This window comes from Enterobacter sp. CCUG 70166 (assembly GCF_020224095.1).
In the GTDB taxonomy this organism is placed as follows: Bacteria; Pseudomonadota; Gammaproteobacteria; order Enterobacterales; family Enterobacteriaceae; genus Enterobacter; species Enterobacter intestinihominis.
On record NZ_NRIQ01000004.1, the window covers coordinates 80,439 to 96,324 of the forward strand.

The window sequence follows — 15,886 nt, forward strand, 5'->3', positions numbered from 1 at the left end:
CTACTCCTCCTCGTTCCCGCCCTCTTCATACGCGCCATACGGCTTCGCAGGCAGAACGATATAGGTGCCTTCAAACACCGCGCCCGGCGTTTCATCGCCGAACAGCTCAACCTGCATTTGTACGCGTGCTTTACGCCCACGCGCCAGACGGTCGAGATCGCCGCCCAGTGCGCCCAGGTCAGCTACCGCGCTCGGCTTGCCGCTGATCGGCGCGCTGTAGCGGATATGGGCATCGGCCAGAATAATGGTGCCGCCGAGATGACGTTCGCGCAGCATCAGCCAGATCAGTCCCCAGCCGGTGAGCGTGGCGAGTGAAAACAGGCTACCGGCAAACAGGGTATGGTGTGGGTTCTGGTTGCCGGTTTCCGGCATGGTGGTAATAAATTTTTGCCCGGTATATTGCTGAATACGCACGCCCATTTTTTCACTGAGCGGAATGTGCTGATACCACGCCTGCTGGAGCTGCCCGCACCAGTCGGCACGATGGAGAATATCGTCCAGGGTGGCGATGGGTTTGATCATCAAAAAGTGACGAATCGGCGTAGTTTGCGGGGCGGTAATTTCCCCCTGATTCACGAAACCAAGCTTGGCAAAGAACTCAACGGCATCTTCACGGGCGCTACAGGTGACGCGCTTGACCCCTTCCTGACGGGCGACGGATTCCAGCGTCATGGCCATCAGCGTTCCGAGGCCTTTGTCCTGCACGGAGGGGTGAACGGCCATAAAGCGGATTGAAGCTTCGTTGTCGGCATTGATATACAGACGCCCCACGGCAACGAGGTTGCCCTCTTCATCAACCACCATCTGGTGGTGCGCCATCGCGTCCCAGGCGTCGCGTTCAGACCCTTTAGGTTGATGCAGTGGCTTGCGCAGCATTTCCCAGCGGAAATGGTAATAAACCTCTAACTCTTCTTCCGTTTGCGGTACTCGAAGGTGATACATAGCTGTACTCTCTCTTGTTACCCGCGGCCAGGCCGCCAGTTGGCTCATACCTGGAGCCAGAATGTGACGGGGCCATCGTTCACCAGCGAAACCTGCATATCCGCAGCGAATCGTCCGGTTTGTGTATTCATGTCCTGTTGGCGACAGCGCTCAACAAAGTACTCGTAAAGGGCTTCTGCGCGATCCGGTGCCGCGCCCTTCGAAAAACTCGGCCGCATGCCGCGTTCGGTATCCGCAGCCAGCGTAAACTGGGACACCACCAGCACGCTGCCGCCCGCCTGCTGAACGTTCAGGTTCATCTTGCCTTCCGCATCGCTGAAAATGCGGTAGCCCAGCACGCGCTCACACAAGCGGTTGGCTTTTTGTTCGTCGTCATCCTTTTCGACACCCAGGAGCACCAAAAGTCCTGGGCCGATTTCACCCGTCACCTCATCCGCCACGGTGACGCTGGCACGGGTTACGCGCTGAATCAATGCAATCATGGTTGGTCTGCTTCTTGTTGTTTTTCAGCTTCTGCTGCTTTTTTAAGTTCGCGGTAGACCCCGAGAGTGACAGTTATTTCGGCGCCAAGCAAGACGATGCACCACGTCCAGTAGACCCAGACAAACAAAATGGGGATCACCGCCAGTACGCCGTAAATCAGCTGATAAGAGGGGAACATGGTGATATAAAGCGCGAATCCTTTCTTGCCCAACTCAAAGAGCAACGCCGCGACCAGCGCACCCACCACGGCATCCCGGTTGGGTACGCGCGTAGTTGGCACCACGCTATAAAGCAGCCAGAACGAAAGCCACGATAAAATCAGCGGGAAGATGCGCAGCACGTTATCGATCACGCTGTTTAAATCGCTCGCCCAGCGCAGCGAAAGAAGGTAGGAGCTGATCGCCAGGCTAGCCCCCGCCAGCAAGGGGCCGAGGGTTAAAATCATCCAGTAGACGGCAAAGGAATAGACCTTTGGGCGGACTTTTTTGCTCCGCCAGATAGTGTTGAGCGCACTGTCGATGGAGTACATCAGCAGCAGCGCGGTAACAATAAGCCCACACGCCCCCACCGCCGTCATCTTGCTGGAGTTAGCGACAAACTGTTCAATGTAGTTCTGGATCACATCGCCGGTGGCAGGAATAAAGTTTGCGAAAACAAAATGGCGAAGCTGCATGCTCACATCGGCAAACATCGGAAACGCCGAAAAAAGCGCAAAAATCACCGCCACCAGCGGAACCAGCGAGAGCAAGGACACGTAAGCGAGATTGCCCGCCAGCGTGGTCATGTTGTCCTCATCAATGCGATGCCAGAGGAGTTTCAGCCACGCCCTCAGCGGGCGCGTGTGGTGATTGGCTTTTTGATGAACGGTTTTTAGCATAACTGCTTCGCAAAGTAGTTCGGTATCGTCTCTTTTCCGGTCACCAGAATGGAGGTGATACCTAACTGATTAGCCCCTTCTATATTATCGGCGTTGTCGTCAAAAAAGACCGCATCCGCTGCCGTGAATCCTTCTTCCTGCAATACCGCCTGATAGATGCGCGCCTCAGGTTTACGCATCCCCATCTCCTGGGAGAGATACACTTTATCTGCCGCCGCGTGAATTTCCGGGTATTCATCCGGCCAGAAGGTGGTATGCAGGCGGTTGGTATTAGACAGCACGACAACGCGATGCCCCTGCTCGCGCAGCTTGTGCATGATGTCGATCACTTCGGCGCGGATCGCGACAAATATGGCCTGCCAGCCGTGGGAAAATTGCTCGTAGCTTAACGAGAGACCCATTTCCTGACAGAAACGCTCTGCGAACGCTTCGTCGCTGAGCTCACCGCGCTCGTGCAAATGGAAAGTCTCACCCATCGCGAAATTCTGCTTTAACGTCGCCAGCGGAACACGGCTAAAATCGCTCCATGCGCCCAGCACCCGGTTAAAATCGATATCGACGATTACATTTCCTAAGTCAAAGATATAAAGCATGTTTATCTCCTTTCGCCGTGGAAAAGTAACTGTAGCGGGAAAGAGAAAGTTTAGCTATGCGCCAGATTCAGCTTAGAGAAAGGAAAGGCCCGAATCGCAATATCGGGCCATAAGACGATCAGCCAGCCTGCTGCTCTTCTCCGGAATTCACTTCGACAACCTCAACCTTGCTGGATTTTAGGTGACTTTGCAGCGCCGGGCCGGGCAGCTCATCGGTGAACAGCGCCGTCGCCTGCGCCACGTTGCCAATTTCAACCGCCGCGGAGGCGTGGTATTTCGTATGATCGGCCGCCAGTAAAATGTGACGGGAGTGGGCAATCATGGTTTTCACCACGCTGGCTTCGTTAACGTCAAATTCCATCATCGCGCCGTCGTGCTCTATCGCCCCCACGCTGGTCACGAGGTAGTCCGCCCGGAAGCCAGACACAAACGCCGTTGCCGCAGGCCCGATAATGCCGCCGTTATGCGGGCGCAGCGTACCGCCAGGTACCATCACCTCAAAACGCGGGTTCTTATAAAGAATGTGCGCCACCCGCAGGCTGTTGGTGATGATGCGCAGATGATTATGATTAAGCAGTGCCCGGGCAACGTGCTCCACGGTCGTCCCGATAGTGATAAAGATGGTCGAGCCATCCGGGATATAGTCCGCAATCGCTTCGGCAATCGCCCGTTTCTCTTCGGTCAGCGAGACTTCACGCTGTTCGAACGCCGTATTGACCACGCTGGATGCCCTGCCCGCACCGCCGTGATGACGGGTGATCAGCCCCTGCTCGCTAAGCTTGCGGATATCCCGGCGCACGGTTTGCGTCGACACATCCAGCAGCTGCGCCAGTTCATCAATGTTCATATAGCCGCGATCGGCAATCAGCGTCAGCAGCTGATCGTGACGCGGGTTGCCGGTCAGTTCGGTAAGGCTCATGGGCTGTCCTCTGAAAACCATCACGCCCCGCATTTTATACAAAAAGTGACAAAAAAGAGCGGGTTTGATCACAGTCGGGTATACCCGCGCGCCCGCCGGGCTTTGTGCATTTCAGTGCTGCGACGGCGCTGGCAAAACGCACGGCGTCTGCGGCGGGCAATTTCTGCCCCAGGCTGACCGCCAGCGCACCGTGGAACACGTCGCCCGCGCCGGTGGTATCAATGACCTTCACTTCAAATCCAGGCTGATGACATAGCGCGCCGTTTTCCAGCCAGAAACAGCCGTCTCGCCCCTGCGTGACATACACATGTCCATTTGTGAGCATTTGTGCTTTTTTTAATGCGTCTTCTGTTTCATCCAACTGCGTTAAACGCCGCAGTCCCGGCGCAGAGAAGGCCGCGTGATCGCTTAAGGCGATCAGCTCCGCGATATCCTGCGGGGTAACATCCGCATCCAGCAACGTCGGAACGCCCTGCTGACGGGCCAGTGTAAATGCCTGTTTTGCCCCGTCATGCCAGCGCACGTCGGCTAAGACAATATCCCACTGAGAGAAGTCGATTTCATGCAGCCAGCCTGCCTCGGCGGGCAGATCGGGGCTGGGGTAGTTGGCAATCACTCTTTCCCCACCTGCGTCCACCAGCACCGCCGATTGCGACGATCGGGCTCCCTTAACTACGCGCGTATAGCGGGTGTTCACCCCCAGGGATTCCAGCTCCGCAAGCAACCGTCTGCCGGTATCGTCGTCCCCCACCCGACCAATAAAATCCACTTCCGCGCCCAGTTTCGCGGCTGCCACTGCCGCCGTTGCCGCCGGGCCGCCGCCCACTTCCGTGTAGTCTTTTGCGACATATTTCCCACCTTCTTTTGGTAAATCATCGAGATACCAGATGCGATCCAGCACGGTAATGCCGACACAAACGATGCGAGTCATGGTGATTCCTTCTGCGATTTCTGATGCCTTCATTTTAATTTCACCAAATGTTTAAAAAGTGACCCGTGTCAATTTTTTGACTATAAATTACAAATACGATCAAAAACAGACACCACAAACGCGCAAAAATTGACACGATGTGACAGGAGAGAGGCATGTCAGCAATCGCATTTATCGGCTTAGGACAGATGGGCGCGCCCATGGCGAAGAATCTGTTGAAACAGGGCCACCAGCTTAACGTTTTTGATGTGAACCCGCAGGCGGTTCAGGCGCTGGTAGAGAGCGGCGCCCGGGCGGCGGCAACGCCCGCACAGGCAGCAACGGATGCCGAATTCGTGATCACTATGCTGCCAAACGGCGACCTGGTGCGCAGCGTGCTGTTCGGCGAGCACGGCGTGTGCGAAGGGTTGTCCCGCGACGCGCTGGTCATTGATATGTCCACCATTCACCCGCTGCAAACCGACGCGCTGATCCGCGACATGGCAGAGCAAGGCTTCAGCCTGATGGACGTGCCCGTCGGGCGCACCTCTGATCATGCCATCGCCGGTACGCTACTCCTGCTGGCAGGCGGCACGGCAGAGCAGGTTGAGTGCGCCACCCCCGTCTTAATGGCGATGGGTAATGAACTGATTAACGCCGGCGGGCCGGGAATGGGCATCCGCGTGAAGCTCATCAATAACTACATGAGCATCGCCCTGAACGCCCTTTCCGCCGAGGCCGCCGTACTGTGCGAAGCGCTTGGCCTCTCCTTTGACGTGGCGCTCAAGGTGATGAGCGGCACACCTGCGGGCAAAGGCCACTTCACCACGTCATGGCCGAACAAGGTGCTGAAAGGGGATCTTTCACCCGCCTTCATGATCGACCTTGCGCATAAGGATCTGGGGATCGCCCTCGACGTGGCCAACCAGCTGCATGTCCCAATGCCGCTGGGCGCGGCTTCACGAGAAGTTTACAACCAGGCACGCGCCGCCGGGCGCGGGCGCGAAGACTGGACAGCCATTCTTGAACAGGTTCGCGCATCTGCCGGGCTGAAAAAATCACACTGATACGAAAGGACTGAGGAATGACGATGTACACCCTGAAAGATATCACCCGACCTTCCGGCGGTTTTGCGATGCTGGCCGTGGATCAGCGCGAAGCGATGCGCCTGATGTTTGCGGCGGCAGGCGCGCCGGTACCGGTAACCGACCAGCACCTGACGGATTTTAAAGTCAACGCGGCAAAAATTCTGTCGCCGTACGCCTCTGCCATTCTCGTCGACCAGCAGTTCTGCTATCGCCAGATTGTCGAGCAGCGGGCCGTGGCCAAAAGCTGCGCGATGATTGTGGCAGCCGACGAGTTTATTCCGGGGAACGGTATTCCGGTCGACAGCGTGGTGATCGACAAGAGCATTGACGCGCAGGCGGTCAAACGCGACGGCGGCAAGGCGCTGAAGCTGCTGGTGCTGTGGCGCAGCGATGAAGATCCGCAGCAGCGCCTGGAGATGGTGAAAGCGTTCAATACGCTGTGCCACGATAACGGTCTGTTGAGCATTATCGAGCCGGTTGTGCGTCCACCGCGCCGCGGCGCCGCGTTTGACCGCGAGCAGGCGATTATCGATGCGGCCAAAGAGCTGGGCGACAGCGGTGCCGACCTCTACAAAGTGGAAATGCCGCTGTTTGGTAAGGGCACGCAGCACGAGCTATTGACGGCCTCGCAGAAGCTGAACGAGAACATCGCCATGCCGTGGGTGATCCTCTCCTCCGGCGTGGACGATAAGTTATTCCCGCGCGCGGTGAGCGTGGCGATGCAGGCGGGGGCATCGGGCTTTTTAGCCGGTCGCGCCGTCTGGTCCTCTGTGATTGGCCTGCCGGACACCGAGTTGATGCTGCGTGATATTTCCGTACCAAAACTTCAGCGTCTGGGTGAGATCGTCGACGAAATGATGGCTCGCCGTTAAGAAAGGATCCGAACATGAAATGGTTTAATACCCTGAGCCATAACCGCTGGCTCGAACAAGAGACCGACCGCATTCTCGATTTCGGTAAAAACGCCGCCGTACCGACCGGCTTTGGCTGGCTGGGCAATAACGGGCAGGTGCGTAGCGATATGGGCACCCATCTGTGGATCACCGCCCGCATGCTGCACGTTTACGCGGTGGCGGCGAACATGGGACGTCCTGGTGCGTACGCCCTGGTTGAGCACGGCATTAATGCCCTGAACGGTCCGCTGCGCGACAAGCAGCACGGCGGCTGGTACGCCTGCGTAAACGATGAAGGCGTGATTGATGCGACCAAGCAGGGCTATCAGCATTTCTTCGTCCTGCTGGGCGCGGCGAGCGCCGTCACCACCGGCCATCCGCAGGCACGCAAGTTGCTGGACGACGCCATCGAGGTGATTGAGCGCTACTTCTGGAGCGAACAGGAGCAGATGTGCCTGGAGTCCTGGGATGAAGCCTTCAGCAAAACGGAAGATTACCGCGGCGGTAACGCCAACATGCACGCCGTGGAAGCTTTCCTCATCGTCTATGACGTGACCCTCGACCGCAAATGGCTCGACCGCGCCCTGCGCATCGCCTCGGTGATTATTCACGACGTGGCGCGCAAAGGGGAGTACCGCGTTAACGAGCATTTCGACACCAACTGGAACCCGATCCGCGACTACAACATCGATAACCCCGCCCACCGCTTCCGCGCCTACGGCGGCACGCCGGGGCACTGGATTGAGTGGGGTCGCCTGATGCTGCACCTGCGCGCTGCCCTGGAAGCCCGCTTTGAAACCCCGCCGGAATGGCTGCTGGAAGATGCGAAAGGACTGTTCCACGCCACTACCCGCGACGCCTGGGCACCCGACGGGGCCGATGGCTTTGTCTACTCCGTGGGCTGGGACGGCAAGCCAATCGTCCGCGAACGCGTGCGCTGGCCAATCGTCGAAGCGATGGGTACGGCTTACGCGCTCTACACCGTCACTGGCGAGGCGCAGTACGAAGCCTGGTATCAGAAATGGTGGGATTACTGCATCAAGTACCTGATGGATTACGAAAACGGTTCATGGTGGCAGGAGCTGGACACCAATAACGAAGTGACCACCAAAGTCTGGGACGGCAAGCAGGATATTTACCACCTGCTGCACTGCCTGGTGATCCCCCGCCTGCCGCTGGCGCCGGGCTTAGCCCCTGCCGTCGCCGCCGGATTACTGGATAGCCTGGCCAAATAATAAAGACGGAGTTTTTATGCGTACCCTACACAATATTGACCTGAAAAATAACGAAAGTGGTTTCACCCTGCGCTGGCAGGACCGTCTGATTTTATCCCACTCTGCGAATGCCCCCTGCCTGTGGATCGGTGCAGGCGAAGCGGATATCGAGATGTTTCGCGGCAATTTCAGCATCAAAGACAAGCTTAACGAAAAGATTGCCCTGACGAACGCGACCGTCACGCAGCAAAGCGCGGGCTGGGCAATCCGCTTTACCCGCGGCGACGCGGTGAGCGCGACGCTGCTGGTGGGCGTGGATGGTGAGGGCCGTCTGGAGCTGAAGCTGAAAAATGACGCCGCCAGCCATAACCGCATCTGGCTGCGGCTGGCGGCTCAGCCTGACGATCATATCTACGGCTGCGGCGAGCAGTTCTCGTATTTCGATCTGCGCGGCAAGCCGTTCCCGCTGTGGACCAGCGAGCAGGGCGTGGGCCGCAACAAGCAGACCTACGTCACCTGGCAGGCCGACTGCAAAGAGAACGCGGGCGGCGATTACTACTGGACCTTCTTCCCACAGCCTACCTTCGTGAGCACCCAGAAGTACTACTGCCACGTGGATAACAGCTGTTATATGAACTTCGACTTCAGCGCGCCGGACTTCCACGAGCTGGCGTTCTGGGAAGATAACGCCACGCTGCGCTTCGAATGCGCAGAAACCTACGTCGATCTGCTGGAAAAACTGACCGGCCTGCTGGGGCGTCAGCCTGAACTGCCGGACTGGGTTTACGACGGCGTGACGCTGGGTATTCAGGGTGGCACCGAGGTGTGTCAGCAGAAGCTCGACGCCATGCGCGAGGGCGGCGTGAAGGTGAACGGCATCTGGGCGCAGGACTGGTCCGGCATCCGCATGACCTCCTTCGGCAAACGCGTGATGTGGAACTGGAAGTGGAACAGCGCGCTCTATCCGCAGCTTGATGAGCGGATTGCGCAGTGGAAACAGGAGGGCGTGCAGTTCCTCTCCTATATCAACCCGTACGTCGCCAGCGATAAAGATCTCTGCGAAGAAGCGGCGAAACGCGGCTATCTGACCAAAAACGCCAACGGCGAGGATTACCACGTTGAGTTCGGCGAATTCTACGCGGGCGTTATCGACCTGACCAACCCGGCAGCCTACGGCTGGTACAAAGAGGTCATCAAAAAGAACCTGATCGAACTGGGCTGCGTCGGCTGGATGGCCGATTTCGGGGAATATCTGCCGACCGATACCTACCTGCACAACGGCGTTAGCGCGGAGATCATGCATAACGCCTGGCCTGCCCTGTGGGCGAAATGTAACTACGAAGCACTGGAGGAGACCGGCAAGCTCGGGGAGATCCTGTTCTTCATGCGCGCGGGCTACACCGGCAGCCAGAAGCACTCGGTGATGATGTGGGCGGGGGATCAGAACGTCGACTGGAGCCTGGACGACGGTCTGGCGTCCGTCGTACCGGCGGCGCTGTCTCTGGCGATGACCGGGCACGGGCTGCACCACAGCGACATTGGCGGCTATACGACGCTGTTCGAGATGAAGCGCAGCAAAGAGCTGCTGCTGCGCTGGTGCGATTTCAGCGCCTTTACGCCGATGATGCGTACCCACGAGGGCAATCGCCCTGGCGACAACTGGCAGTTCGACGGCGACGCCGAAACCATCGCGCACTTCGCGCGCATGACCACCGTATTCACCACTCTGAAGCCGTACATCAAAGCTGCGGTTGCGCAGAACGCGAAAAGCGGCCTGCCGGTGATGCGTCCGCTGTTCCTGCACTACGAGGACGACGCGCGCGCCTACACGCTGAAATACCAGTACCTGTTTGGCCGCGATCTGCTGGTGGCCCCGGTTCATGAAGAGGGACGCCGCGACTGGTCGCTCTATCTGCCGCAGGACAGCTGGGTCAATGCGTGGACGGGGGAAACCTGCCAGGGCGGTGACGTGACCGTTGATGCCCCGCTCGGCAAACCGCCGGTCTTCTATCGCCAGCAAAGCGAATGGGCAGATCTGTTTAGCACCTTACGTCATATCTGATAAGGCTCGCCCGCGGGGAAACCTGCGGGCAGACGGAGAACAATAATGAGTCAACATACTTCTGACCCGGCAACCCTGCGCCTGCCGTTTAAAGAAAAACTCGCCTACGGGATGGGCGATCTCGGCTCTAACATCCTGTTGGATATCGGCACGCTGTATCTGCTGAAGTTCTACACCGACGTGCTGGGACTGCCCGGTACCTACGGGGGGATTATCTTCCTGATTGCGAAGTTTTTTACCGCCTTCACCGATATGGGCACCGGGATCATGCTCGACTCCCGGCGCAAGATTGGCCCGAAAGGGAAATTCCGCCCGTTCGTGCTGTATGCAGCCTTCCCTGTGACGCTGCTGGCGATTGCCAACTTCGTCGGCACACCGTTTGAGATGACCGGCAAAACGGTGATGGCAACGGTGCTGTTCATGCTGTACGGCCTGTTCTTCAGCATGATGAACTGCTCTTACGGCGCGATGGTGCCCGCCATTACCAAAAACCCGGACGAGCGAGCCTCGCTGGCGGCCTGGCGTCAGGGCGGCGCCACGCTCGGCCTGCTGCTCTGTACGGTGGGCTTTGTCCCGGTGATGAACCTCATTGAGGGCAATGACCAGCTTGGCTACATCTTTGCCGCCACCCTCTTCTCGCTGTTCGGGTTGTTCTTTATGTGGTGGTGCTATAAGGGCGTAACCGAGCGTTACGTTGAGACGCAACCTGCTAACCCGGTGCAGAAACCGGGGCTGTTGCAGTCGTTTCGCGCCATCGCCGGGAACCGTCCGCTGTTTATCCTGTGCATCGCTAACCTGTGCACGCTGGGTGCCTTTAACGTCAAACTCGCCATTCAGGTCTACTACACGCAGTACGTGCTGAACGACCCGATCCTGCTGTCGTACATGGGCTTCTTCAGCATGGGCTGTATTTTTATCGGCGTCTTTATGATGCCTGGCGCGGTGCGGCGCTTTGGTAAGAAAAAGGTCTATATCAGCGGGCTGGCAATTTGGGTGGCAGGCGATCTGCTTAACTACTTCTTCGGCGGCGGCTCGGTGAGCTTTGTGGCGTTCTCCTGTCTGGCGTTCTTCGGTTCCGCGTTCGTGAACAGCCTGAACTGGGCGCTGGTCTCCGATACCGTGGAGTACGGCGAGTGGCGCACCGGCGTACGCTCCGAGGGGACGGTCTATACCGGCTTTACCTTCTTCCGCAAGGTATCGCAGGCGCTGGCGGGCTTCTTCCCGGGGATCATGCTTACGCAGATTGGCTATGTGCCCAACGTGGTGCAATCCGCCGGCACGGTTGAAGGGCTGCGGCAGCTGATATTTATCTACCCGAGCCTGCTGGCGGTCATCACCATCGTGGCGATGGGCTGCTTCTACAACCTCAACGAGAAGATGTATGTGCGCATCGTAGAAGAAATTGAGCTGCGCAAACGTACGGCATAAATGACGTGATTGAGCGCCCTGCGGGGCGCTTTGAGGATCGACCATGACACACAATACTGATCCGTTAACCCTGAAATTGAGCCTGCGAGAGAAGTGCGCCTACGGGATGGGCGATTTTGGCTCGAACCTGATGCTGTGTATTGGCACGCTGTATCTGCTGAAGTTTTACACGGACGAGCTGGGCATGCCCGCGTTCTACGGCGGCATCATTTTTCTGGTCGCCAAGTTCTTTACCGCGTTTACCGACATGCTGACCGGGGTGCTGCTGGACTCCCGGCGTAATATCGGCGCGCGGGGGAAATTCCGGCCATTCATTCTCTACGCCTCCGTCCCGGTGGCGCTGGTGGCCACGGCGCAGTTTATGGCCAACGACTTTAGCCTGACGGTGAAAACGGCCCTCGCCACCGTGCTCTTCATGATGTTTGGCCTCTGCTACAGCATGATGAACTGCGCCTACGGTGCAATGGTTCCGGCCATCACCAAAAACCCGAACGAGCGCGCGCAGCTTGCGGCGTGGCGTCAGGGCGGCGCAACGGTAGGACTGTTGCTCTGCACCGTCGGCTTTATGCCGATTCAGGCGCTGTTCGTCAGCCAGCCCTCACTCGGCTATCTGGTGGCCGCGCTGGTGTTCGTCACCGGGGGGCTGTTCTGCATGTGGTGGTGCTACAGCGGGGTGAAAGAGCGCTACGTCGAGCTTACGCCCGATCACCATAAGCCCGGCATTCTGAAATCATTCTGCGCAATTTTCCGCAATCCGCCGCTGCTGGTGCTGTGCATCGCCAACCTCTGTACCCTCGCCGCGTTTAACATCAAGCTGGCGATTCAGGTCTATTACACCCAGTATGTGCTGAACGATCTGCATCTCCTGTCGTGGATGGGCTTTTTCAGCATGGGCTGCATTCTGATTGGCGTGTTTCTGGTGCCCGGTGCGGTAAAGCGCTTTGGCAAGAAACCGGTCTATCTGGGCGGGCTGGCGCTGTGGGCGGTGGGCGACGTGCTGAATTTCTTCTGGGGGACCAGCTCCCTGCTGTTTGTGCTCTTTTCCTGCATGGCCTTCTTCGGCACGGCGTTTGTGAACAGCCTGAACTGGGCGCTGGTGCCGGATACGGTTGATTACGGCGAGTGGAAAACCGGGATTCGCGCCGAAGGGTCGGTGTATACCGGCTATACCTTCTCGCGCAAAATCTCCGCGGCGCTCGCCGGTTTTCTGCCCGGCATCATGCTGACCCAGATTGGCTACGTTCCCCATGCCGTGCAGAGCGCGGGCACGCTGCTGGGTTTGCGTCAGCTGATTTTCCTCTGGCCGTGCGGCCTGGCGATCGTTGCTGCCGTGACCATGGGGCTGTTTTATAAACTCAACGAAGCGCGCTTCGCCTTTATTATCGAGGAGATTGGAAAACGGAAAAAACAGACAGCAAATACCCCTGAGATAACCACCAACAATAAAGCGTCAGCAGTCACTTTATAACTATAAATCCGGCCAATATGTCCTTCCTGTTAATCAGGAGGGAGGCCTTTCTGTACCTGATACATGGACAAATTATGAATAGAATCATCACCGTACTGATCGTGTCGTCTGTGTCCTGCCCGGTTTTTGCCGGGGCCTATGTCGAAACGCGCGAAGCGTACAATACGGCCTCTGAGCTGCACGAGGTGATCCTGCGTGCGGGCTATAACTTCGATATGGGCGCGGGGCTGATGTTCACCAACGCTTATAACGTGGGGAAATGGGACGAACTGAAGCACAGCTATAACGAAATCGAGGGTTGGTATCCGCTCTTCAAACCGACCGACAAACTCACCTTCCAGCCCGGCGGCTTGATCAATGACAGCAGCGCAGGATCGGGTGGAGCACTCTATTTAGATACTAACTATAAATTTACGGACTGGTTCAATCTGACGTTCCGCTATCGCTATAACCATAACAATTACGATACGCCGGACTATAACGGGCAGATGGATAAAAACGACACGCACGAATTCGCCAACTACTGGAATTTCAAAGTGACGGATGCGTTTTTCTACACCTTTGAGCCGCACTTTTTCCAGCGGGTGAATGATTACCACAGCAAAAATGGCAAAGATCATCACTGGGAAATTACCAACAAGTTCAGCTATAAGATCGACAGAAACTGGCTGCCGTATCTTGAGCTACAGTGGCTGGACCGATGGAATGATTACAACCGCGAGCAGTACCGGATTCGGTTAGGGTTACGTTATTCCTTCTAATAAAAAAGCCGCTGATAGCTCAGCGGCTTTTCGTTGCCGGGTGGCGCGCTTTACCCGGCCTACGGCATAACCGAATTACTCTTCTTTCGCACCGCGCATAGCACGTTTACGATCGTTCTCGGTCAGGTGACGTTTACGGATACGAATTGACTGAGGCGTCACTTCTACCAGTTCGTCATCATCGATGAATTCCAGAGCCTGCTCCAGCGTCATCTTGATCGGTGGAACCAGAACCGTTGCTTCGTCAGTACCGGACGCACGCATGTTGGTCAGTTTCTTACCGGTCAGGCAGTTTACCGTCAGGTCGTTAGAACGGCTGTGAATACCGATGATCTGGCCTTCGTAAACTTCAGCACCGTGACCCAGGAACAGCTTACCGCGATCCTGCAGACCGAACAGCGCAAACGCAACCGCTTTACCCTGACCGTTGGAGATCAGTACGCCGTTGTTACGCTGGCCCACTTCGCCCGGACGGATGTCGTCATAGTGGCTGAAGGTGGAGTACAGCAGGCCGGTACCGGAGGTCATGGTCATGAACTCAGAACGGAAGCCGATCAGGCCACGGCTTGGGATCACGTAGTCGAGACGTACGCGGCCTTTGCCATCTGGATTCATGTTTTTCAGGTCGCCTTTACGCTCACCCAGTGCCTGCATGACAGAACCCTGGTGCTGCTCTTCAACGTCCAGCGTTACGTTTTCGAACGGCTCTTGTTTACGGCCATCGATTTCGCGGAAGATAACTTTCGGACGGGATACCGCCATCTCGAAACCTTCACGACGCATGTTCTCAATCAGAACAGACAGGTGCAGCTCACCACGACCGGAAACGCGGAATGCATCAGCGTCTTCGGTTTCTTCAACGCGCAGCGCAACGTTATGCACCAGCTCTTTGTTCAGGCGGTCAAGGATCTGACGAGAGGTAACGAACTTACCTTCTTTACCACAGAACGGAGAGGTGTTGACGTTGAAGAACATGGATACGGTTGGTTCATCAACGGACAGGGCTGGCAGCGCTTCGACGTTCTGCGGATCGCAGATGGTGTCGGAGATGTTCAGTTCACCCAGACCGGTAATAGCGATGATGTCGCCCGCTTCAGCGATGTCGCTCTCGATACGCTCAAGACCCAGGTGAGTCAGAACTTTACCGACTTTACCGTTACGGGTTTTGCCTTCGCTATCGATGATAGTGACCTGCTGGTTAGGCTTCACTTTACCGCGCTTGATACGACCAATGCCGATTACGCCAACATAGTTGTTGTAGTCGAGCTGGGAGATCTGCATTTGCAGGGTGCCTTCCAGGTCAACGTTTGGCGCAGGAACGCGGTCAACAATCGTCTGGTACAGCGGAGTCATGTCTTCCGCCATGTCTTCGTGATCCAGACCGGCGATACCGTTCAGCGCAGACGCATAAACGATAGGGAAGTCCAGCTGTTCGTCGGTCGCGTCGAGGTTAACGAACAGGTCGAAGACCTGGTCAACAACCCAGTCAGGACGCGCGCCAGGACGGTCAACCTTGTTGATCACAACGATAGGTTTCAGGCCGTGGGCAAATGCTTTTTTGGTCACGAAGCGCGTTTGCGGCATAGGGCCATCAAATGCGTCAACCACCAGCAGCACGGAATCCACCATGGACATCACGCGCTCAACTTCACCACCGAAGTCGGCGTGCCCTGGGGTATCAACGATGTTGATACGGTAGTCATTCCATTTGATAGCGGTGTTTTTGGCGAGGATGGTAATCCCACGCTCTTTCTCCAAATCGTTGGAGTCCATCACACGCTCTTGAGTTTCGGCACGAGCATCAAACGTACCGGACTGCTGTAGCAGCTTGTCAACCAGGGTAGTTTTACCATGGTCGACGTGCGCGATGATGGCGATATTACGCAATTTTTCGATCACAACTTTGCCTCAGGCATTTAGAAATAGCGCGTTATTGTACACGGATTAATCGCACTACAAAACAGGATCACAAACATCCCCCGCAAACAAGTATTGCAGAGATGCTTTGTGATCGCTTTCACGGAGCGGTAAAAGGGCACTTTAACGTAAATTGCACCAATATGGTGCTCAATGTTCACACTGAAGCACTATAATGGTGCAACGAATCCAATGTGGTGCAGCCCTTCTGCACTATGGTGCGCATGATAACGCCTTTTTGGGGTGTTTTAAAAGTTGGCACAGATTTCGCTTTACAGAAATACAGTAAAAATATGGCAGCCCAGCCGATTTGAAGACCTCGTTACCACGA

Annotated in this window: 14 protein-coding genes; 7 read left to right on the forward strand and 7 right to left on the reverse strand. The window is 56.7% G+C overall.

Annotated features, from left to right (window positions below; all coding sequences use genetic code 11):
• From fabY to CKK19_RS02310, 6 genes are all read right to left on the reverse strand, one after another.
• A complete protein-coding gene (gene fabY, locus CKK19_RS02285) occupies positions 1-942 on the reverse strand; it encodes a fatty acid biosynthesis protein FabY (RefSeq protein ID WP_022649838.1) in 942 nt (313 codons plus the stop codon).
• A gap of 44 nt (positions 943-986) precedes the next feature.
• Positions 987-1,424: a D-aminoacyl-tRNA deacylase gene (gene dtd / locus CKK19_RS02290; RefSeq protein ID WP_015569909.1), complete on the reverse strand. Its 438-nt coding sequence runs from the start codon at positions 1,422-1,424 to the stop codon at positions 987-989.
• Positions 1,421-2,302, reverse strand: coding sequence for a virulence factor BrkB family protein (locus CKK19_RS02295; protein ID WP_023298923.1), 882 nt, complete (start codon positions 2,300-2,302; stop codon positions 1,421-1,423). The genes dtd and CKK19_RS02295 overlap by 4 nt, the downstream gene beginning before the upstream one ends.
• Positions 2,296-2,895 carry a glucose-1-phosphatase gene (yihX, locus tag CKK19_RS02300; RefSeq protein ID WP_063853141.1) on the reverse strand — a complete coding sequence of 200 codons (600 nt, stop codon included), beginning with the start codon at positions 2,893-2,895 and terminating at the stop codon, positions 2,296-2,298. The genes CKK19_RS02295 and yihX overlap by 7 nt, the downstream gene beginning before the upstream one ends.
• Before the next feature lie 118 nt (positions 2,896-3,013).
• Positions 3,014-3,814: a DeoR/GlpR family DNA-binding transcription regulator gene (locus CKK19_RS02305; RefSeq protein ID WP_023298924.1), complete on the reverse strand. Its 801-nt coding sequence runs from the start codon at positions 3,812-3,814 to the stop codon at positions 3,014-3,016.
• A gap of 34 nt (positions 3,815-3,848) precedes the next feature.
• A complete protein-coding gene (locus CKK19_RS02310; RefSeq protein ID WP_038416951.1) occupies positions 3,849-4,745 on the reverse strand; it encodes a sugar kinase in 897 nt (298 codons plus the stop codon).
• A gap of 155 nt (positions 4,746-4,900) precedes the next feature.
• On the opposite strand from CKK19_RS02310, the gene yihU reads away from it, so the two are divergent.
• The 7 genes from yihU to ompL all read left to right on the forward strand — a co-directional run bounded on the left by yihU (position 4,901) and on the right by ompL (position 13,638).
• The gene (gene yihU, locus CKK19_RS02315; protein WP_225455021.1) at positions 4,901-5,791 is read left to right on the forward strand and encodes a sulfolactaldehyde 3-reductase; all 891 of its coding nucleotides are present in this window, start codon (positions 4,901-4,903) and stop codon (positions 5,789-5,791) included.
• Between the two features lie 17 nt (positions 5,792-5,808).
• The gene (yihT, locus tag CKK19_RS02320) at positions 5,809-6,684 is read left to right on the forward strand and encodes a sulfofructosephosphate aldolase (protein ID WP_023305113.1); all 876 of its coding nucleotides are present in this window, start codon (positions 5,809-5,811) and stop codon (positions 6,682-6,684) included.
• A 14-nt stretch (positions 6,685-6,698) separates the two neighbouring features.
• Complete coding sequence (gene yihS, locus CKK19_RS02325) at positions 6,699-7,940, forward strand: sulfoquinovose isomerase (RefSeq protein ID WP_225455022.1); 1,242 nt, start codon at positions 6,699-6,701, stop codon at positions 7,938-7,940.
• Positions 7,941-7,956: 16 nt separating this feature from the next.
• Positions 7,957-9,981: an alpha-glucosidase gene (locus tag CKK19_RS02330; RefSeq protein WP_063853143.1), complete on the forward strand. Its 2,025-nt coding sequence runs from the start codon at positions 7,957-7,959 to the stop codon at positions 9,979-9,981.
• 45 nt (positions 9,982-10,026) lie between these two features.
• Positions 10,027-11,409, forward strand: a complete 1,383-nt coding sequence (locus CKK19_RS02335) for an MFS transporter (RefSeq protein ID WP_063853144.1) — start codon at positions 10,027-10,029, stop codon at positions 11,407-11,409.
• A gap of 43 nt (positions 11,410-11,452) precedes the next feature.
• A complete protein-coding gene (locus CKK19_RS02340) occupies positions 11,453-12,877 on the forward strand; it encodes an MFS transporter (RefSeq protein ID WP_063853145.1) in 1,425 nt (474 codons plus the stop codon).
• 74 nt (positions 12,878-12,951) lie between these two features.
• On the forward strand, positions 12,952-13,638 hold the full coding sequence (gene ompL, locus CKK19_RS02345; protein WP_032626918.1) for a porin OmpL: 687 nt from the start codon (positions 12,952-12,954) through the stop codon (positions 13,636-13,638).
• A 75-nt stretch (positions 13,639-13,713) separates the two neighbouring features.
• Here ompL and typA read toward each other — a convergent pair whose 3' ends face one another.
• Positions 13,714-15,537 carry a ribosome-dependent GTPase TypA gene (gene typA / locus CKK19_RS02350; RefSeq protein ID WP_022649851.1) on the reverse strand — a complete coding sequence of 608 codons (1,824 nt, stop codon included), beginning with the start codon at positions 15,535-15,537 and terminating at the stop codon, positions 13,714-13,716.
• Positions 15,538-15,886 lie beyond the last annotated feature (349 nt).